Here is a 20,980-nt window from a genome sequence, read left to right on the forward strand (position 1 = left end):
TTATAACATGTATTTTAGATGCTGTTTGCTAAAATCCATGTTATACCAAGCGTTTGGAGGTTTGATATGCAGCAGCAAGGCACCTATATCGAACGGCCCCAGCTCCTCCACGCAATAACAGAACATCAAAACACCCCCGATATAAAGGTGATCACCGGTGTACGCCGCTGTGGCAAGTCAACGGCAATGGCCATGCTTGCCGACGAGCTGCGCCGCCAGGGGGTTCCAAGCACCAACATCTTCTACAAACGCTTCGACGCATTCGACATTCCGCTTGATTACCGGGCAGAAGACCTCTTTTCAGAGCTCACGACGGCTTCCCAAGAACTGGATAGCGGCTCTTACTGGTATGTGCTCCTCGACGAGATACAAGATGTTTATGGTTGGGAGCAGGTCGTTCGACGCCTCCATACGCGCCCAAACACCGACGTCTACCTGACCGGGTCCAATGCTCGCCTGCTCTCGAGCGACCTTTCAACATACCTAACCGGTAGATACGTTGAGATTAACGCGTTTCCGCTCTCATTGAGCGAATATCACGCGTTTGTCCGAGCGTACGACACGCAAAGCAACATGACCGAAGACCAGCCCAAAAGCCTCGATGAGCATCTAGCAGACTACCTGCTCTTTGGAGGCATGCCCGGCATCTTTAGCCTTGCCGAACGCAATCCACGCACCGTCGAAAGCGAGCTGCGCGGTATCTATCAATCAATCCTGTATAAAGATGTTGCACAGCGTTTCTCCATTCGTGATCTTGAGGGACTCGACCGGCTCGCGCGATTCACATTCCTGAACGCGGGGTCGCTTTTTTCGATTCGCAGCGTTACCAATGCGCTTAAAAGCGCCGGTCACTCCGCATCAGAGACCGCAGTAGCAAATATGCTTAAGGCTCTTGAACAGGCATTCCTTGTCTACCCTGCAGAGCAGGCAGGCATTCAGGGTAAAGAGGTTCTACGCCCGCAGCGTAAATACTATCCGGTTGATTTGGGATTTCTCGGGCTTGCAAGCGCGTTCTCTGGTAGAAACCTTGGTGCGCGCCTTGAATGTGCGGTGGCACTCGAACTCCTACGGCGGGGATACCGCATCTCTGTGGGCACCGGACCGACAAGCGAAATCGACTTCATAGCAATAGATCCGAGCACATCGGAAAGGCTTTACATCCAGGTAAGCGCCAGCATCGGCGATGAACATACAAGGGAGCGAGAGCTCCGACCTCTTAAGAGGCTCACCGATTCATTCCCCAGGCTGCTCGTTACCCTCGACCACTACGCGGAGGAAACCACGCCGGAGGGAATACGCGTTGTTCATGCCGCGTCGTGGCTAACGGGTGCCCACCAGAACAGACGATGACGCGCGCATGCTACGGGCGCGGGCAACGGCATCGTGCCAGCCAGCAAGATTGCGGGCGCGGTCTTCCTCGCTCATCTGAGGCATGAAGCGCTTTGCGTAATCGTGGTTCTGACGCAGCTCCTCGTGGTCCTCCCAGTAGCCAACCGCCAAGCCGGCAAGATAGGCGGCACCGAGGGCGGTCGTCTCAACCGACTCCGTTTGGTCGACAGGGATTCCCAGCAAGTCCGCCTGGAACTGCATGATGAACTCGTTCCGCGAAGCGCCGCCGTCGACCGAAAGACTGTCGAGGCGCGAGCCGGCATCGGCCTCCATGGCGCGAAGCACATCGTAGCTCTGGTATGCCATGGACTCGCACGCGGCGCGAACGAGCGACGAACGGTCCGAGGCTCCGGTGAGCCCGCAGATGAGCCCGCGCGCGCCCGCGTCCCACCAGGGAGCACCAAGGCCGCTGAACGCAGGAACCAGATAGCAGCCGCCGTTATCGGGACGCGAGAGCGCAATCCCCTCGGTCTCCTTTGCACTCCCGATGATCTGCAGCTTGTCGCGCAGCCATTGGATCACCGAACCCGCATGGAAGATCGATCCTTCGAGGGCATAGCTCACCTTGCCCTGTTCTGCGATGCCAATGGTTGCCACGAGCCCGTTCTTGGACTCCACCACGGTGTCGCCCGTGTTCATGAGCATGAAGCACCCGGTCCCATAGGTGTTCTTAGCCTGTCCCGGCTCGAAGCAACAGTGCCCGAAAAGTGAAGCCTGCTGGTCGCCCGCGACCCCCATAATGCGAGGCCGGTGCGTCATGATATCGGTCGAGACGCGACCGAACTCCCCCGAGCTCCAGCGAACCTCGGGCAGCATGCGGCGCGGGATGTTCAGAAGCTCGAGCAGCTCGTCGTCCCAATCGAGCGTGTGGATATTGAAGAGCATCGTGCGGCTTGCGTTCGTGTAGTCCGTCGCGAACACCAATCCGCCCGTGAGGTTGAAGATGAGCCACGAGTCGATGGTGCCGAAGAGCAGCTGCCCGGATTCGGCAAGCTCTCGCGCCCCGCTCACGTTGTCAAGAATCCACGCGACCTTGGTGGCCGAGAAGTAGGCATCTGGGGTGAGCCCGGTCTTGGCGCGAATCATATCCTCGTATCCCTCGTCAACGAGGGACTGAGCGAGCGGTGCGGTGCGGCGGCACTGCCAACCGATGGCGTTGTAAATGGGCTGTCCGCTATCCCGGTCCCAGACCACCGTGGTTTCACGCTGGTTGGTGATGCCGATCGCTTCGATGCTATCCGAGTGGATGCCGCTCTTGAACTGCACTTCCATCATGACGGCGATCTGCGAGGCGAGGATTTCGGTTGGGTCTTGCTCCACCCATCCCGGATGCGGGTACGTCGTTTTAATCGAACGAGACGCCTGGGCCACGATGCACCCGTATGCGTCGACGATCATGGCACGCACCGATGTCGTGCCGCTGTCGATCGCCATGATGTATGAGCTGCCTGTTGAATACTGCCGATCAACAAGACCGAGGTCTTTGAGTGAAAGCGCCATGATGAACCTATTTCTCTTGCGCCATGGAATCCCGGGTAGCCGTGACGACGCGCGCGATCGCCGCGCGCGAGATGGCTCCCTGCCGAATGATGACGGGCTCGCCGCCGATGCAGGAGACGATGGTCGATGCATCGCGGCAGGGCGTCTCGCCCGCATCGAGCGCGACATCAACGCCGTCGAGCACCGATGGCTCCACGTCGCCGAAGGTAACGGGAGCAGGGGCACCATGCGTGTTCGCGCTCGTCGTGGCAAGGGGGCAGCCGCACGCCTTGATAAGGGCTGCGACGACAGGAGACGCCGAACAGCGCAGGGCGACCGTACCATCCGCCGCCTGCATATACACCGGAACGTTTTCGCGGGCATGCACGATGAGGGTGAGCGCCCCGGGCCAGAAAGCCTCCGCAAGCGCCCGAGTTATGGGATCGATTCCATAGCCGTACCGATCGAGCGCATCGACCCCGCCCACGAGCCAGGGAACCGTTTGCGTAAGCTCACGGTGCTTAACGGAAAAGATGCGACGATACCCACTGCCAGACGGCGGAACCGGAGCGCCGTTCACGCTCGGTCGCTCGTCCTCTTCCGAAGGGAGGCTTTCCTGGCCGTTCCGGCATGCGTCACGTTCGTTCACGGCGTCGACTAAATCTTGGGCAAGCGGTGCCACGGCCACACCAAGGCCATACACCGTCTCGGTAGGGATGAGCGCGAGGCCGCCCTCCCGCAGCACCTGTGCCGCGCGCACGATGCCCTCATCATGCTGCTCCGGCGATGTACCCGACACCTTCAATACCCTCTGCATGCCCTCGACTACGTCTCCCCCAATGGATTGGCCTCCGCGTGCGCGGCGTCGTTGTATTCTCTCATGGCCTTGCGAACATCGCGGCGGCAGCGCGCCAGAAGGTCGCAAACGGGGCAATCCGGTCGACAGAAGGAACAAAGTGTGTCGGCTCTGTGTGGCACGCCGGGCAGTCTGGCAGGAGCCCCCACATGTTACAACCCAAGCCGTTCGCTCCTACGGGCGAAGCAGCATCCCCCACGGTACCGGGCGCAGGCGCACGGTATTGCGCTTGTCCCTAGAGACGAGGCGGCATCTCCGCAAATACGAAGCGCGGCCGACGCGTGAGGTCTTCAATCGCACGAACGTTAACCATTCCCGCGCCACGACACAATGCGGCGGCGTCCTCCACAGCGCCCTCAAAGAGCTCGCAGGCGAACAATCCGCCCGGCTTGAGCACAAACGGCGCCGCATCGAGAAGCCTCCGGAATATGGCAAGGCCGTCAGGCCCACCATCGAGTGCAAGATGCGGCTCGTAGTCTTTTACCTCGTGCGGAAGGCCGCCCATCACAGCAGTTGGAATGTACGGGGGGTTCGACACGAGCACGTCGAAGGTGCCGCGCTCGGATTCCTCAACCGGGCAAATCAGGTCGCCGAAACGAATATCCACCGCATCCGGAGCGAGCCCGCAACGTTCCCGGTTCCGGAGCGCGAGGTCGATGGCTGGCCGGCTGATATCCGTCGCCACGCATGCAACGCGCCCGCGGCGCTCCAGGGCGAGCGAGAGCGAAACGCATCCCGTTCCGCACCCGACTTCGAGCACGCGCGCACTGACCGGTGGCTCTGCACCCTCCTGAACCTCATGCGCCTCGCAAGCAGAATCATCAGAAGAATCGGGGCCCTCTCCCGCAACCGCGCTGCCCGTAGCCGCCTCACCGGCATCAACCGCCGCGACGGTCTCGTTCCCACCGCCATACTGGGACAGCGTTTCACCTGCACGCTCCGCCTCCCGCGCGGCGGCAGCTTCCGCCTGGCGAGCAACCTCAGCCTGGCGGGCAGCCTCAACAGATGCATTCCAAGGAAGCTCGATGCGGTGCCGCTCGATTTCCCGGTGGCCAATCACCCGCTCGTCAAGGTGGGTCAAAACCAGATCGACCAAGAACTCCGTTTCCGGGCGCGGGATGAGCACCTCGGGAGCGCAGAGTATGCTGTGGCCCCGAAACGACGTCTCCCCGGTGATGTACTGCAGCGGCTCGCCATCGGCGCGGCGCTTTACCCCCGTACGCATAATCGTTCGCTCTTCGGGGGAAAGCGGCCTGTCGAAATGCGTGTACAGATCGATGCGCTCCAAGCCCGTCGCGGCACATAGCAGCCATTCAGCCGAGAGCCTCGGATGATCCTGTCCCCTCCGCTTGAGGTAGCCCATGGTCCAATCGAGGCAATCCCTGACCGTCCAGACCTTCTCTTCCACTTCAGGCATAGCTCGCTCCCATCCTCGTCTCTTTGCACGCACATCCGTCAAAGCCGCCCCCCGCACGGGTATCGAGCGGTCCACGACCCGATGCCCTAAGACTATCGGGAGGGTCTGTCGCGCATCCTGCAAGAAGCCGACAACAATCCGGCTCAAAACCTGCTGAACCTTAACGCCGCAAAAACACCCCTGCTCTGGCAGGCGAATCATGCACCACGCGCGCAATGCTCCGCCGTGCAAACCCCGCCACTCAACACGACAACTCCACAGCCTTAATCCGCAACATGCCGTGTATGCCCAGGGGCACATCGACCATGGCACAACGCGCAAGGAAATGCCCCGGTATGAAAAACGGGCCCGCCATACCCTGACGAGCCCGCTATCAAACGAATTAGACCGCCTCGGCGAGCTTCTCCGCACGATCGGCGGCGGCGAGCGCCTCGATCACACCGGAAAGCCCGTCTCCCAGCAGCACTGCGTTGTAGGTGCTGTTAAAGCCGATGCGGTGATCGGTCACGCGGTCCTGGGGCTGGTTATAGGTGCGGATCTTCTCCGAGCGGTTGCCGTGGCCGATCTGACTCTGGCGCTCGGCACCCAGCTCGGCCTGCTGCTTCTCGAGCTCCATCTCGTACAGGCGGGCGCGAAGCATCTGCATGCAGACCTCGCGGTTCTGGATCTGCGAGCGCTGCTCCTGCGACTGCACCACGGTATTGGTGGGCAGGTGGGTGATGCGCACGGCCGAATACGTGGTGTTCACGCACTGGCCGCCGGGGCCGGACGCGCAATACGTATCGATGCGCAGGTCGGACTGGTCGATATGGATGTCGATCTCGTCCGCCTCGGGAAGCACCGCCACGGTGGCCGTCGAAGTCTGGATGCGACCCTGGCTCTCGGTCTTGGGAACGCGCTGCACGCGGTGCACGCCGCTCTCGTACTTCATGACGGAGTAGACCTTATCGCCCGAAACCTTGAACTCGATCGACTTGAAGCCGCCCGCGTCGCTCGGGCTCGAATCGAGCACCTCGAGCTTCCAGCCCTGCGACTCGCAGAAGCGCTGGTACATCTTGAAGAGGTCGCCCGCAAAAATGGCCGCCTCGTCGCCGCCGGCGGCAGAGCGAATCTCCACGATGGTGTTCTTCTCGTCGTTCGGGTCGCCCGGGATGAGCATGAACTTGATGTCTTCCTCAAGCTGCGGAAGCTTGGCCTCGTTGGCGGCGATGTCCTCCTGGAGCATGGCCTTCTCGTCCGCGTCCGAGGTCTCGCGCTGCATCTCCTTGGCAGCCTCGATGTCGTCGAGAGCGCCGAGGTACTCACGGGCCGCCGCCACGAGCTGTGCCTGGTGCGCATGCTCCTTGGCAAGACGCATGTATTCCTTTTGATTTGCAACAACCGAAGGGTCGGAGAGCTTCTTTTCGAGCTCCTCATAGGCAGCGATGAGTTTTTCGAGCTTGTCGCGCATGATGGTTCCTTTGCGTTTTGGAAGTGGGCGCCCGGAAACGATATTCGGGGCGCAGGGCCATACAGAAGGGCACCGCGGCGCCTGCGGCACGCGGTGAATCATGAGCCCAGCTAGAACATGTCGAACCGAAGATACATGCGCTTCCTTTCTTCCGGCACCTAATCATACCCAGAGCGCCAAAAAGGGCAAGCGGCAGCTGCGCATCCTGCAGAAAAGACACGGCATCGCCGTGATACCAAGATGATATTGAGTGATAGAGAGAGAACTCTGGGCAGCGGGCGCTTCGCTGCCGGACAGCGAGACAACGCTCCCCGCGCTTGCCTCGTCCCCTCAAAAAAATTTCGTACTCTTTCAAAACCTCTATTTGGGGTTTGCGGAACTTCTTATACTCATAGCTGTACAGGAGGCAAGGTTGCGGCCCCTGCGGGAAGCACCCAGCCGTGGCGGACTCCAGCGAGCACCTGCGAGCTAGAGAGGAAGACGGTATGAACATCGAGCTTCTTAACACCGGATTAAAACTGTCGACCAGCAACGACGACGGCGTGTGGCAGAACTGTTGCTGCTGGGCGCTCATGTACCGCCTCGGCTTCAACAATGCCACGCGTGTAGCCAATATGGTAGACGAGGCCACCTACGGGCGCCTCCCCGTCGGTAACAAGGGCATCATGGTCGTGGGTGCGTCGGAGGACCCTTACGAGGAGCCCGGCTTCGAGGCATACGTTGCCCGCCTGCGCCGATCGGTGGTCTGCCACTTCCTCGATACGCGCTATGGCATCGACATCGGTCCCGCGAATGCGGAGGCGACGTGCCGCAACCGCCCGAACGCATGGCGCGATGCGAACGAGCTCGCCGACCGCTTCATGAACGACGAGGTGCTCTCCGAGTTCGTGCCGACATGGGGCGCATCAGTGCGTTCGTGCAGGAACAAGTTCGGCAACCTCTTCGAAACCCTCGTCGTGCCCACCTATGAGCGGCGCACGGGCAAGCGCTACGTGCCGCTCGAGTGGGAGGACCCGCTGCACCCCGGCACGCCGCGCCCGAAGCAGGCGGCGCCGGCGCCCACCGCTCCCCAGGCAGCTGCAGCAAAGACTGCCCCCAAGTTCTGCAGCAACTGCGGCTCGCCGCTCTCGCCCGGCGCGAAGTTCTGCTCCAGCTGCGGCAACCGCATCGCCTAGCCGCCAAGACACCCCACCCCCACCCGTATACACGCCCCACCTATATAAAAGAGAGAAACACCCATGGGACTCATCACGCACAAGGTCAAGCAGTACGACAACAAGTCCGGAACGCTCTACCACTACGTCGACGACTTCACCACGTTTGGATGGATCCTCGTCCTCGCGCTCTTCGCGTTTCTCTGGCACTTCGGCTGGGACATCTTGCGGGCAATCGTGGCGGCGCTCACCTCGGCCGCGTTCTCGGTAATCGTGCTCGTTATCCTGCGCTGCGCCCTGCGCGTCCTGAGCGAGGGCGCGGCACAGCTCGTGCCCTGCGTGCGCCCCGACGGCGGCAAGCTCTTCCCCTGGGCGGCACGCGTGCAGAACGCGCTCCTCTTTGGGAAGCGCAGGCCGGGGGTGCTGTATATCGTGAGCTTCGTGCTCTGCTTCATTGGAGTGTTCATCAGCTTCCAGGGGTAATGGCGCTCGCGTAAAGCCCCGTGCACAGTATGCCCCGCACCATCCATCTTCCAAGAAAGGATTTGCCATGTTCTGCTCATCCTGCGGCGCCCCGCTCGAAGCGAACGCGAAGTTTTGCTCCGCCTGCGGCGCACCCGCTGCCAACGTAAGCGCGCCGGCGAGCACCCCGACCGCACCAGCAAGCACCCCGACCGCACCTGCGCCCGCAAGCAAGCCCACGGCGCCCGTGGCCGCATCCCCCGTCTCCCAGCCTGCACCCGCATTCACCACCTCCCAAGCGAGCGCGCAGACCAAGGGCGCCGAGCCCTCGGCAGCCGCCATGTCCGGTACGGCGAGCAACATCCGCACCATCCTCATGACCGGAAAGAACTTCGAGCACATCTCCATGGCAACGCTTCTCGGCGGCTTCGGCATCATCATCGCCGCCATCGCATGGATCGCTGTCATCGCCCCCTATCACCCTGAGGGCCTCTCCCTCCCCACCATCATCGCCATGATGCTCTTTGTCGCCGGCATTGCCATTGCGGTGGCGGGAGGCATAGGCCGTATCGCAGCGTTCGCAATCAACCGGTAACGCGTGGATTACCCACACGCAAGGAAGGGAGAACAGATGAGTTTCTGCACGTCATGCGGAGCCCCGCTCAAACCGGGGGCGAAATTCTGCGAACAATGCGGAGCCGCCGCGGCAGAGGCGAAGCCCGCAGGGGGGCATCGCGTCACCGTCGATCCGGACATCGCGAACGACATCATCGTGTGGGAGGGCAAGGAGTACACCGCACAGGAGTGGGCGAATCGCTTCGGTGGCAAATCCACAGGCGCGGCTGTGGCAGAAAGCAGCGAGACGGAACGCGACGCCGCGCGCGCATCGCGCACGAGCCCGGCGGCCGTCGAGGCCAGGGCCGCCGCGCGCAGCCTCTCGCCCAGCACTCCTGCCGACATCGAGCCCTACACCTCATCCCTCACCGACGAGGAGCGGGCAGCCGGCAATACCCCGTCGAAAACCATGTCCGAGCACGCCCGAAAGAAGCTTCAGAATGAAATCTCCAATCTGAACAATCTGGTTCGCTCGCGAAGCAAGCTTGTGAGAAGCCATATGGCAAAGGTGAAGCTTGAGGATGAAACCGCCGCGAAAAACGTGCAATCGCGCATCGATGCCATGGAGCACGATTCTACGTACTTCAGCGAAACGGTCGCGTTCAACGACCTCACGCGGGTTAACGCGTATCGCTCGTTTGCCGAAAAGCACCTTGCCACCGACGCCGAAACCTCCGCCACCGTCTTCGCATGGCTCAACGAGAACGAACAGCCCTTCCTCGACGATGCCGAGATTCTCGCGACGCGCATGTGGGAAACGTTCGACGAGGCCGCTCTCGACCGCGCGAATGACGAGTACCGCGACGCACTAGCCGCGCGCGACCAAGCGGCTCAGGAGCTCCGAAAGCTCAAAGCCGACTGCGATGCAGAGATCGACCGCCTCTCCAGGGAACGCGTCGCGCTGGACTATTCCCGCCCGATCAGCGATTCCATCAAGCATTATGCGCTGCTTTGCTTGGCCCTCGTGGTGCTTACGCTCGCACTTTCGCTCATCAATTACCTGATTCTGCATGCCGCATTCCTTGTTACGGCACTGCCCATCGTTCGCATCATCGGGCTCGTGGGCGCTATTGGGTTCTTCGTTGCAGGCATCTTCCTTCAGCGAGGGCCGGAACGCAAGCGCGCAGCCGAAGCCGCCACAAAGAACGAGGCGTGCGAACGGGCCGTCGCCGACAAGAAAAAGGAATTTGGCAGCCTCATCGAGCAAGCGGAACGCAAACACAAGGCTGCGCAGGAACGCGCCGATGCCGCAGCGCTTGAGATTAAGCGCGCCGAGAAAACCGTCGACCCCACCATGCAGGAGAGGTTCAGCACCCTCACCTACGGCTTTGTGAACAAGCTCGACGCGCTCGACAAGTCCATCGATGTCGTGTACGCGAACCTCAACGAAAGCTGCCCGCTCGAGAACTTCGAGCAGAACATCGACGCCGAATGGATGGACGAGCTTAAGAAGCGCGACGCCCAGCGATACATGATGCTTCACACCGAGCGCTCAAATGAAGCGCAGACGAGCGAGTTAAAGAAAACGAGCGAGGCGCAGCGGGAAGAGGCTGCGAAGCAGACCCGTCTGCAGGAAGAACAGACCCGTTTGCAGGAGGAGCAGACGAGGATCGCCCAAGCAGATCTTGAAGAGAACCGCAGGCGGCGCGCAGAGGCAAGCCAGCTTGACAGGCAGCGTGCGTTGGATGCCCGGAGGGCGGCCGATGCCGCTGAGCGTGCAAGCCGGGCCCAGGAAGCCGAGGCTCGGGCCGGCGAACAGGCCAATTACTCGGCCGACGCCGCTGCACGGGCCCAGAAGAATTACTACAACTACAGGAAGTACTAAGGAGTTCCCCATGCCTTGTTCCCTCGGCACAGCCCGCGCGCCGCGCGCCTTTGCACGCGTCATGGCCGGTGCGGCGGCCTGTTTGCTCGTCATCGTTCTGAGCGGATGCTTCAGCCCCCACCCCGATATCACGGGCTCGTGGAGCGCGCCCGGAAAGGACGACGAATCCATCACGTATACCTATACCTTTAACTCCGATGGCACCTCGTCTGTCGAGACGTCGAGCACCGACAGCGGATCGACCATCTATTACGAGGAGGCCACCTGGGCAACCGACTTCGGAACGATCGTCATGGACTTTTCCGATGGCGAGGACCTCGTGTTCACGCTCTCCCTTGGCGGAGACAGCATCAGCGACCCTTATGGCAACACGTACCATCGCATCACCGAATAACAGAGGCAAGGACTACCTATGGATAACGCACGTAAAATCATCTCTATGATCGACGGGGCCCTGAGCCGCGCAGGCAGTGCGCTCACCGTTGTCATCGATGCCATCTTTGCCGCCTTCGACTTCGTGCGGCGCACGCTCGCAGGCAAAATCATCGCCGGCCTGGTCGCGCTCCTCCTGTTCGCAAACGTTGCACCCGATCTTGCTCAGCAGGTTGCCCAGGGCATAGGCGTCGGGCTCGCCATCATCATCGCCTTGCCGATCATCATCTTCCTCGTCTTCATCTGGTGGCTCGTTGACCGGTTCTGGAATTAGCGGGGGTCCACGCGCTCGCCCCGCACGCAGCTGAAAGGAAGCACCTCATGATCATGGTTTCGCTCCTCCTACCGCTCCCCTACGTCAACCTCCACCGCAACGACGAGGCATGGCGCCAGCTTTGCGCCAGCCAGCTGGTAGAGCACCTCGCTGTCAAGAACGCTGAGCGCATCGAGGCGCTGTGCACCGATGCCGCATTCGAGCTCGTTCCCCGCGATCCAGCTGGGCGCTGCTTCATCGGCGTTCCGGAAGACATCGCCGCCGCTCCCGGATTCGGCGACGCAATCGAGCTCATCACCGGGGCTACGGAGGCGCACGTTGCCGACTTGGAATATGGCATCGGCAACGATACGGTCGAGCAGATCGACGGGTTCCGCGGCTTTGACGACCTTGCCGAGCGCCTGGGCGACCCTGGCGCGCTCGCTCAGGTAAAGAGCAGCGCCGCAAAGCTCGTGGAGGGCATCCTGGCCGATGCGCGCGCCATCTGGAACGAGGAGCGTGCCCGGCACGAACTGTGGTACGGCAACGTCTACCAGGCGGTTGCCGGGCCGTTCGTGGACCCGGAAAGCGTCTCATGGCTCGAAGACGAGGATGTTCCCCCTATTGCCGAGATGCCTCGAAGCCTAAAGGGCTACTACCCGGCATCATTCTTCCCCTCCGGCAAGTACCCCTTCACGGCTCACGACGTGCCGTTCGACGTCGAAGCTGGCCTCGATGCCGAAGCGGATCTGCCGCGAGGATATCGTGTTGAGAGCTGGGTTCGCCCACAGTCGACCGACCTGTGCCAGGGCTCCGATGCGCACGTGGCAAGCATCTACCAGCGCTGGCAGCAGCGCGGCTTCGACGGACAGCCGCGCGTCGTCTACAGAGGGCCGTTCGCAATCGACGGACGGTACTTCTACCTTTCCGGCGCTGTGTTCCGCTCAACCTGGCAGACGGTCGTTGTAGGCAGCCTCGGCTCCGTAGCAGACGGGCACCTGCACATCTTTACGCTTTCGAAGTCTTTTGAGAGCGAGAGCGCTCCGGACGAGGAGTACGCGGGGCGCGTCGCAGATGCCATCGAGGGCGCGCTGCGGTCGATGGCGGCCAATCTTTGCAGCGAGCGCTACCCCACCGGAAGCTTGCTGCTCTGCTCGCCCGCCTTCGAATCCACCAACCTCAACCACCTTACCACCATCCTTGCCAGCGGGTTTGTAAACATGCCGACGCTCAGCGTGACGCTCGGCGAAGCGCTCGAGGAGGCAGCCTCGAAGCACTACCAGGCCCCCGTCAAAGCCGACATCATCAAGACCGACCAACGGACCGGAGATTTCGAGAGCCGTATCGTGCGCATGAGCCTACCTGGCCCTCATGCCTGCGATATCTATCTCGACCTCGTGTGCAGGGACGATCACTTCTTCGTGGAGCTTCTCACAACCTGCGATTTTAACGATGAGAAGACCTCTGATGTGGTGTTCGACGCGCAGGACGCGGTGCTCGATGCCTGTGATGGCATGGGCGCATGGCAGACGCATGCCGCGTTGAACGAGCCCCGGCTCTACAGCACGGTGCTCGAGGTGTTCCTGCCGCACTTCCGCCCGGACTCCGCAAAGCTGATCCAGACGCTTACGAACGAGGATGTTCCGCGCCTGATGGGGGAGGACGGTTGGCACTCACGCGTTGAATCCCGCGACGAAGTGGACGACGGCGGCATGCGCGTGCTGGAGATCAGCCTGCACGACGACGAGCATTGCCTCACCTGCTTTATGCGCACCCTCATCTGCGGCGATACTGCCACGATGACGCTCGGCATCCTCTATAACGAGGGCTATGCGCCGTGCGCGGAGGCGGATGGCTTTATCGATAACTTCACGGCAACCGGCATCGCCCTGGCCCGGACCCTGTTCGCCGTGGTGCCCGAGGGCGCTCAGGATACAACCGAGCGATGGAGCCCGGAGCTTTCCATCGCGCTCTGCGAGCGCTGCCGTGATGCCTTGGGCGGCGTGGTCGAACCGCCGTTCTTGGCAGATTTCGAACGGGTAGACAACGAAGCCGAGGCGCCCACAGCGGCCGATGCCGCCGCGGGCAATGAGCCCGCGGCAGAGGGCACTGTCGAGGCAGACGGCAACGCCGGCGCGGCGGAGGCCAATGCAACGGCCAGCGAAGAACCGCTTCCCGCGGCGGCAGCCGCGCCCGATGCAAGCACCAGCCCGGCGGCATCGTCCGACGAGGCACCCACCCCGAAGTTCTGCTACAACTGCGGCTCCGCGCTTGAGCCAGGCGTGCGCTTCTGCTCTCACTGCGGCACGCAGGTCGCGCGGTAACGGCGGGCAGCCGCTATTCTCCCCATAGCTACCGCCCTCTTTCTGCCTCCTGCCGTAGCCACTCCCTTCCCGCCCTCCCCAAAGCTAGCCGTTCAGCCTCTTGCCCTGGGGAGGGCGTTGTATTGGCCGGTTGCGAACGCCCTCCACCGTCCCCCATTTCTTATAAATTAGAACCCTTTCAAAACCTATTTTTAGAGCTATCAATTTTCTTATACTTACATCAGCAGCGTGAAGTGGTTTCGAGCAACGCTTTCTGCACCCCGAAGCCATCTCTCGCATACCCCACTGCGCCACAAGAAAGGAACGTCCATGAGCACCTCAGCTTTTGCTCCCACCTCCCCTGGCCGTCGCCTCGTATGGGCCATCCTCGGCATCGTTGCTTCGTGCTTCCTTGCCCTCTCCCTTACCGCCTGTTCATCGGCGCCGGACCTCCAAGCGTTCCAAGACGCCTTCGCCGAGCAGGAAGCAGACCTTCTTGAGGGCGTGGCGCTCAATGACCATGTGGAACCGAGCGACTACAGCTTCTCGTTCGACCTGAGCGAACCCACCACGGAAGACGGCGTCACCAGCACAAGCGGCACCGTGACCGTTGCAAACGATAGCTTCCAAACGGTTTATGACGTCACGGGAACCTTCCAGGACGATACCTACCAGTTCTCGGTCCAGGAGGGCCAGACCACGCCCATTGCCGGCGTCGATTTTGATGATGACCATGACTTCGGCGACGCCGAAAGCGAGCTCGTGAGCGACAACGCCTGCGAGGTCACCACCACCCAGACCATCGACACGTGGTTCGCGACCATCAGCTTCGATAAGACCTACCGCTACGAGTTCGTGAACGATGCCGTGGGCAGCTACTGGTCGTTCGCGGGCGAGAGCGTCAACTCCTCGAACATCGCATACAAAGAGGGCGCACTCGACGGCTCATACTCCTACACCTCGGATTCCATGAGCGAAGGTTCGTTCACAACGTTCGAGATCTCCAATTTCAACGCCACCGACGGCACCTTCACGGTGAACTATGCAAACAGCTACGCCTCGGGAACGGCGCAGTGCACGCTCGAGACCATCGAGCTCGATGAGGACTCCCTGGAGCAGGCGCAGAACGACGGCACGGCGGTGGCCGATGCTTATCAGTTCCATTTCGTGGGCGATAGCCCCGAAGACCGCGACGTGACCATCGAGGGCTACCTCTCGCAGGAAAACAACAGCATCGTGTCCAACAGCTGGCTGCCATCCTCGGGCTTCGATGTTATGGGCTACGCGCAGGTGGTGTACGGCACGGTCTCCGGCACGCTCGTGAAGTAAGTTGACTGAACGCTGACGGGCGGACTCGCCGCTGAGACCGCCCTCATGTTTGAAAGGAGCTGCGATGTTTTGCCCTCAATGCGGCAGCAAGCAACCAGATAATGCCCAGTTCTGCGCGCAATGCGGCGCACCGCTCGCTATGGCAGGCGACGCGAACGAGCCCCAGGTCGCACCGGAGCCGACGATGAGCGCCGAGCCAGAAGCGTCTGACGCCCCAGCATCCGTCGCCGAGACCGTCGTTATGCCCACCACGAGCCCCGAGCCCGAGGCCACAGACGCTAAGCCCGCGGAATCTGAGCCCGCCGAGGGCGCTGCGGCCGATGCATCCGCAACCTCCGCTCCCGCTCCCTCTCCCGAGAAGCCGAAGCGCAAGAGCCACCGCACCGCCATCATCGCGGGAGCCATCGCGGCCGCGCTCGTCTGCGGCGGAGGAGCAGGCGGCATGATCTGGTGGCAGGGCGAGCAGGCGCGCATTGCAGAGGAGGCCCGCATCGCCGCGGAGGAGCAGGCGGCCTATGAAGCAGCCCACCAGAAGTACCCCATCCAGCTCATCATTCAATGCGAAGGCCTCGATACCGCCACGGGAACGATGATTCCCCTGCACGTGACGGGCACGGACTTCGAGGGTAACGAGGTAGACGAGCTCTTCTTCACCAACCAGAACGGCGCGGGCGTCGAACTCATGCAGGGCGACTACGTGTTCGAAGTCCCCGCCTCCCCCATCGCAGCCGATGGCACCATCTACGACGTAGCCGCGCCCACAGCGAGCGGCCTGGGCGGTGCCGTACACGAGGACGGCACGTTCGAGACGCAGAACGTGCTCATGCTCGAGCCCATCGACGCCGCCGACGTCACCGACGACCAGATCGAGGCCGCGTACGATATGGCGGTGCAAGGCGGCTGCGAGAACGCCGACGAACTGCGCGACGCCGCCATCGCGCGGCGAGACGAAGCCGTCGAGCAGCTCGAAAGCGGTTCGTTCGACGCCACGTCCTACAGCTTCTCCATCCCCGAGCAGTGGGTTGGCCGCGTGAGCGTGGCGATCGACGGTGATACCGTCACGATTGCCCCGAACGACCAGCCGAACCACGAGCTCTGCACGCTTAAGGTGATCGAGGGCGGGCGGACGAGCGCTGGAGACATCAGCAAGGCCACGGTTGAGGTATGCGACCTGGGTGACGGGCGCACCGTTATTGCCAGTGTGCCCAACTACTGCTATCTCATACCGTATGCGCTCGACACGAACAGCACGGACCCCGGCGACTTCTACACACAGAGTGAAGCGGATGAGCTGGTCGACCTCCAAACCCTCGGGGCATCCACCTACGACGACGCCCTCGCAGCATGGAACAACAACCCCGGCGTTGGCCTCACGAACCCATCCAACCCCCTCTTCCAGCACTTCACGCAATCGGTCTCGGTGCGCTAGCGATGCTCGCGGTTCGCGACATAAAGAGATGCGCGCGGAACGGGCGCGCGCTAGAGCAGCCGCTCCCTCAGGCGCTGGACGATCTCGTCCTTGTTGTTCAGGAGCTCTTCCTGCAAGGGCTTATGAAGGATTCGCCTCCAGTCGAGGCCGTCGCGCATACACCGGGCAAACAGCTCGGTGCCCCATCCCTCATTGCGAATGGAATCGTGGAGCTCGTTTTTGAGCTTGGGCCACTTGTTGAGGATCCCGCGCACCTCTTTGAGCGCGTCGTCGAACGACTGGTCCTCCCGCTGGAGCTCTCGAGCGATCTCGGTGACGGAAATTCCGCCGTTGAAATGCTCGTCCCCTTGGAACAGCTCGCGCGCCCGCTTCGTGCGCATGCTCTTCAGGCGGTTCTTCGCCTCGTTCTTGCACTTCTCGCTGCAGAACAGGCGCTCGCGCCCGCGGTGGGACACAAGCGAGAACGGCTTGCCGCAGTTACCGCAGTACCCGATGCGCACCTTTTCGATGCTGCTGGAGTACTCGTACCAAAGCCAGGCGAGGTAGTTCGGAAAGCGCAGGTGGCCGGTCTTTTCGTCTGCGTAGAACACGTCGAGGCGCGCTTCTTGGAGGTGCGCCGCAACGAGCAGGCGCACGAGCGAGGCGATGGGCGAGCAATCCGCATCGTCGAAGGGCACCTCCTCCATCGTGTGCACCGCATTCTGGGCGAGCCCGTACGCATCGGAATCGCGCGTGCTTCGCAGCCCCTCGCCATCGGCGCCAGGCTGATCGAAGTAGCGAAACACCTGGGCATCGATGCCGGCATCGAAGTCGAAAGCACGGCTCAGCGCAAGGTAATCGGGAAGGCTCATCTCATGCTCGAACGAGACGACATGCAGGTACAGCACGACATTCGGTCCTACGTCGGCCTCCTCCTTCACCGAGAGGAAGGCGTAGTTGATGCGCCCCTCGCGCTCTTCGCGGCGCACGAAGGGGGCTTCCAGATGCCGAGCATATTCCGGGTCGACGGCTCGCGAGATGACGATGAGATCGAACTGCGTGCTCGTTGCCGGGTTCGTGAGACGGTATTTGGAAATATTGCTGAAGGCCCCACCGTTCAGTGCGGCAACGCTCATCGTTCCCTCGAGCTTCGAGGCAACCTGCTGAAGACGCGTCGCAAGAACCGCCAGGATGGCAGCCGAGCTCCAGACGCTCACGCGCTCCTCGCTAGACGCCCCGAACAAGGGGCCGTACTTGCAGGCGAACCGATAGAGGTCTTCCGCATGAACCCGCTCGACGTCTCGCGGAGCGCATGGCTCCCCCGCCGCATCGGCAGGATCGCCGGCATCTTGGACGGCGCCATCTTGCGCAGGCGGTTCCGGCTCGACGATCTCGTGGCGAACGCACTCTGCGAGCTCAAGCAAGGTGATGTGATTCGACCGCTCGCCGGAATCGTCCGGCGCCGCGGCAGCGCGCGCTTCGTCAACAGGCAGGGGCTCAAAGCGGAACGCCTGCCACGCGCCCGTATCCTTGTCGCTAGCATCAGCCCCGTCGACGATGGGCAGCACCGACCGACAGGGAACCTGGCCGCGCGTCGTTCGTATCTGCAGAAACGGATCGAGTTCGCTCATCGTCTCCCCTCCTCGCCGTTCGGCCTAATCATACAACGCGTTTCGATTCAATCCGGGAGTTCGTTATGAAATGCAGGATTTGCGGCACCAAAAACGATGACTATCTTCTCTACTGCGTGATGTGCGGCGCGCGCCTCCCGGAACGAACCGACCCCGGAAGCGCGCCGGCCCAGAAGGACGGTTCTTCCCACAAGGGTGCTCCCGCGCGCACCACGCCGCAGCCAAACCAGTCCGCTCAGCACAGCCATCACACACGGTAAGGAGACGCGATGTATTGTCCACAGTGCGGATCGAGTATCGGCGAGAATGCGAGCTTCTGCCCGCAATGCGGAGCAAAGCTCGGCACGGCAACGGAGCAAGACGCCTCTCATAGCAGCACCGACGCGCCCGCTGGCTCCGAAACGACGTTTGCCGCCAGTGCATCATCCCATTCGAGCACGAACGCAACCGATCAACATGCGGCGCCCGCCCAAGAACCCGGTGCCGACACGTTTGCCGCGCAGGTATCGCGCGCTCAGACGCGGAGCAAGCGCCGCCTCCCGATGCTTCTCATCGTTGTCCTCGTTACCCTCGCGCTCGCTGCGACGGCTTTCGCCGCAACGTATATCTACCAGAACATCATCCTTCCCCAGCTCGAAGAGCAGGCGCAACAGGATGCCGAGGCCGATCTTGCCGCGCAGCAAGAGGCAGAGGCGGAGGCCCAAGCGGCTGCGGAAGCGGAACAGCGCGCCATGTACGACGACCTGCTCACCACGTACCGCGATTCGCAAGCGCAGGACTGGGCGAATGCCAGCTCGTCCACGTTGAACGATCTTGCCTCCCTCGGCGTGATCGTTGACCTGCAGGAAGACATGAACGTGAGCGTCACATACGATGAGCTCACAAGCGGCACCGTTTCGTACGCCTACACCGATTTGGGCAACGATGGAACGCTCGACCTCGTGATTGGCGTGCTCACCGGCAGCGGCGACGAATACAAGCTTATCGGAGCCTTCTCCACCGACGGCTCGGCCACGACCTCGCTCATGAACGGCTCGCTGCTCATGCGCGTCACCTGGGACGTAACCCGCGACGGCTACCTGCGCGCTCTCGGCTCCGGCGGTGCAGACTCCGCCTCGGTTCAGCTCTACACCGTGAAAAACGGCACCGCGGTCAGCGCGCAGCACCTGAGCCGTATTGGCACCAGCTACTATTCCTACAACGACGACGGTTCAACGAGACCCACGGATTCCGACACCTTCAACACCGCCGCCGACGCAGCCCAGACATCATTTGACCTCGACTGGATGCCGCTGGAAGACTTCACGCCCAGCTCTGAATAAGTTGCATAGCGAAAGCCCATGGCGGTGGATATAAAAAGGTACCCCACCCCCAGGATATACCGAGTAGAATAATCCTAATACCGGGGTCCCGACGCTTAGGCCCGAGACCCCGCTCGGTTGGGAAGGGGTGCCATGCGCTGTCCTGTGTGCGAGAGCACCGTGAGCTCGTCGCTCTCGTTTTGCCCGCGTTGCGGCGCACGGCTTGGCAACCCTGCAGGACGGGCCCGCGCGGCCGCCGACGGTGCGAACAACAGCGCGCACTCCGCTACGGAAGAGGATGGGCCGGGCGGCTCTGCAGCCGTATCCGGGGCCGCAGGCGCATCCGGCACCGCGACCGCATCCGGGGCCGCAAGCGCATCCAAAACCGCAAGCACACCCAAGGCGGCAGCGTCATCCGAGACTGTCACCGTATCCGAGGCCGCAAGCGTCAACCCCGACGACACGGCACCTTTGCCCCTTATCAGCGAGGACGAGAATTTCCTGCGCAACGACAACCTTTCCTCCCATTTCATCGAGGCGCAGGAAGAGAGCAAGAAGCGCCTACCTATGGTGCTCGTCATCGTGATGTTCGTGCTCTTCCTTGTTGCGATCAGCACGCTGGCCATCGCGACCTACTACATCATCGAAAACTACATCGAACCGATCATTCGCGAGCTCGCACTCTCAACGATCTACGACGACAACGCGGAAGAAGACACCGGCGCAACCTTGAGAGATGGCGGGGGCCAGCAAGACGGAGCAACGGGAACCCAACTCGTCCAGCCGCCCGCCCCAGCAACTACCGCACCGCCCGCCGCACCCGAAGCGCCAACGCCGCCCGCCGGAGATGGGGGCGGCGGCACGCCGGTTACCCCCGTCGCCACCGAGGATGATCCCGCGAAGCAGGCGATCTACAACAATCTCCTCGCCGCATACCGCGATGCGCAGGCGCAAGATTGGCAGAATGCGCTCGATTCCGAGTACCAGGACCTGGCATCGCTCGGCGCAATCATGATCACGCACACGGACTCGAATGTGTCGGTCTCCTACGACCAGGTAGAAAACGGCACGGTATCGTATTCCTACGTGGACTTCGGCGACGACGACACGCTCGACCTCGCCATCGCAGCGGTGCAGGATGATGGCTCCTACCAGCTGCTCGGCCTCTTCAACACCGACGGCGCAGAGCCCATCTCCATCATGAACGGAGCCGTATCCACTCGCTCGAACTGGAAGGTTCGCGAGGACCTGACCATCGAGAGCGGTGGATCGTTAAGCGCATGGGAGTACCGGGCGAACGTCTACGAGGTAGCTGGCTCGGAACTGACCTCCGTTGCCGCATATGGCTACGACAGCTACGGCTACTGGAGCGAAGATGCCGAGGGCAACCGAACGTATATTTCGCTCGAAGAATACCAAGAGCTGCACAACGCCGCCTCCGCCACGCTCGAATGGCACCCGGTCTCGGAATTCGTGGAGGTTGCGCCGGATGAGACCGAGGTCACAGGCAGCACCACGCCGTAGGGTGGCTGCACTTTGGCAGGCTCTGCGAAAACCATGCGCTGTCATCTGCGGCAGCAACGACGCTCGCGTCTCCCAAGGAAACGCTGATTATGGGGTGCCGGAGGCATCCGCCCCCTCGATGTTTCAACTTTTGGGCACTTCCCCGCGCGGCG

Annotated in this window: 17 protein-coding genes; 12 read left to right on the top strand and 5 right to left on the bottom strand. The window is 62.0% G+C overall.

Annotation, left to right across the window (positions count from 1 at the left end; translation table 11 throughout):
• Window positions 1-66 precede the first annotated feature (66 nt).
• Entirely contained in the window at window positions 67-1,350 is a 1,284-nt protein-coding gene (locus tag HGEM_RS00090) for an ATP-binding protein (RefSeq protein ID WP_019127357.1), read from the top strand.
• Here the strand turns inward: HGEM_RS00090 and glpK are convergent.
• The 4 genes from glpK to prfA form a co-directional block, all read right to left on the bottom strand.
• Window positions 1,321-2,889, bottom strand: a complete 1,569-nt coding sequence (glpK, locus tag HGEM_RS00095) for a glycerol kinase GlpK (RefSeq protein WP_019127358.1) — start codon at window positions 2,887-2,889, stop codon at window positions 1,321-1,323. The two genes, HGEM_RS00090 and glpK, sit on opposite strands and share 30 nt — an antisense overlap.
• Window positions 2,890-2,896: 7 nt before the next feature.
• Window positions 2,897-3,685 carry an L-threonylcarbamoyladenylate synthase gene (locus tag HGEM_RS00100; protein ID WP_035100471.1) on the bottom strand — a complete coding sequence of 263 codons (789 nt, stop codon included), beginning with the start codon at window positions 3,683-3,685 and terminating at the stop codon, window positions 2,897-2,899.
• A 274-nt stretch (window positions 3,686-3,959) separates the two neighbouring features.
• Window positions 3,960-5,141: a methyltransferase gene (locus tag HGEM_RS00105; protein WP_019127360.1), complete on the bottom strand. Its 1,182-nt coding sequence runs from the start codon at window positions 5,139-5,141 to the stop codon at window positions 3,960-3,962.
• A gap of 382 nt (window positions 5,142-5,523) precedes the next feature.
• Window positions 5,524-6,591: a peptide chain release factor 1 gene (gene prfA, locus HGEM_RS00110; protein WP_019127361.1), complete on the bottom strand. Its 1,068-nt coding sequence runs from the start codon at window positions 6,589-6,591 to the stop codon at window positions 5,524-5,526.
• A gap of 485 nt (window positions 6,592-7,076) precedes the next feature.
• On the opposite strand from prfA, the gene HGEM_RS10390 reads away from it, so the two are divergent.
• From HGEM_RS10390 to HGEM_RS00155, 9 genes are all read left to right on the top strand, one after another.
• Complete coding sequence (locus tag HGEM_RS10390) at window positions 7,077-7,766, top strand: zinc ribbon domain-containing protein (RefSeq protein ID WP_019127362.1); 690 nt, start codon at window positions 7,077-7,079, stop codon at window positions 7,764-7,766.
• A gap of 63 nt (window positions 7,767-7,829) precedes the next feature.
• On the top strand, window positions 7,830-8,228 hold the full coding sequence (locus tag HGEM_RS00120; RefSeq protein WP_019127363.1) for a hypothetical protein: 399 nt from the start codon (window positions 7,830-7,832) through the stop codon (window positions 8,226-8,228).
• Window positions 8,229-8,295: 67 nt separating this feature from the next.
• Entirely contained in the window at window positions 8,296-8,802 is a 507-nt protein-coding gene (locus HGEM_RS09595; RefSeq protein WP_051008413.1) for a zinc ribbon domain-containing protein, read from the top strand.
• 36 nt (window positions 8,803-8,838) lie between these two features.
• Complete coding sequence (locus HGEM_RS00130; protein WP_019127364.1) at window positions 8,839-10,647, top strand: zinc ribbon domain-containing protein; 1,809 nt, start codon at window positions 8,839-8,841, stop codon at window positions 10,645-10,647.
• Window positions 10,648-10,657: 10 nt separating this feature from the next.
• Window positions 10,658-11,041 (top strand): lipocalin family protein, encoded by a 384-nt coding sequence (locus HGEM_RS00135; protein WP_019127365.1) that lies wholly within the window; start codon window positions 10,658-10,660, stop codon window positions 11,039-11,041.
• Between the two features lie 18 nt (window positions 11,042-11,059).
• Window positions 11,060-11,353, top strand: coding sequence for a hypothetical protein (locus HGEM_RS00140; RefSeq protein ID WP_019127366.1), 294 nt, complete (start codon window positions 11,060-11,062; stop codon window positions 11,351-11,353).
• A gap of 47 nt (window positions 11,354-11,400) precedes the next feature.
• On the top strand, window positions 11,401-13,656 hold the full coding sequence (locus HGEM_RS00145; protein ID WP_019127367.1) for a zinc ribbon domain-containing protein: 2,256 nt from the start codon (window positions 11,401-11,403) through the stop codon (window positions 13,654-13,656).
• Window positions 13,657-13,965: 309 nt separating this feature from the next.
• Complete coding sequence (locus tag HGEM_RS00150) at window positions 13,966-14,964, top strand: hypothetical protein (RefSeq protein WP_019127368.1); 999 nt, start codon at window positions 13,966-13,968, stop codon at window positions 14,962-14,964.
• Window positions 14,965-15,028: 64 nt separating this feature from the next.
• Window positions 15,029-16,393, top strand: coding sequence for a zinc-ribbon domain-containing protein (locus HGEM_RS00155; protein WP_035100473.1), 1,365 nt, complete (start codon window positions 15,029-15,031; stop codon window positions 16,391-16,393).
• Window positions 16,394-16,443: 50 nt separating this feature from the next.
• Here HGEM_RS00155 and HGEM_RS00160 read toward each other — a convergent pair whose 3' ends face one another.
• A complete protein-coding gene (locus HGEM_RS00160; RefSeq protein WP_019127369.1) occupies window positions 16,444-18,003 on the bottom strand; it encodes a hypothetical protein in 1,560 nt (519 codons plus the stop codon).
• Window positions 18,004-18,272: 269 nt separating this feature from the next.
• Here HGEM_RS00160 and HGEM_RS00165 point away from each other — a divergent pair, with 269 nt between their 5' ends.
• Together HGEM_RS00165 and HGEM_RS00170 are read left to right on the top strand one after the other, a co-directional pair.
• Window positions 18,273-19,325, top strand: coding sequence for a zinc ribbon domain-containing protein (locus tag HGEM_RS00165; protein ID WP_019127370.1), 1,053 nt, complete (start codon window positions 18,273-18,275; stop codon window positions 19,323-19,325).
• Window positions 19,326-19,457: 132 nt separating this feature from the next.
• The gene (locus HGEM_RS00170) at window positions 19,458-20,828 is read left to right on the top strand and encodes a zinc ribbon domain-containing protein (RefSeq protein ID WP_035100475.1); all 1,371 of its coding nucleotides are present in this window, start codon (window positions 19,458-19,460) and stop codon (window positions 20,826-20,828) included.
• Window positions 20,829-20,980 lie beyond the last annotated feature (152 nt).

Origin of the sequence: Enorma massiliensis phI, assembly GCF_000311845.1 — a bacterium.
Classification (GTDB): Bacteria; Actinomycetota; Coriobacteriia; order Coriobacteriales; family Coriobacteriaceae; genus Enorma; species Enorma massiliensis.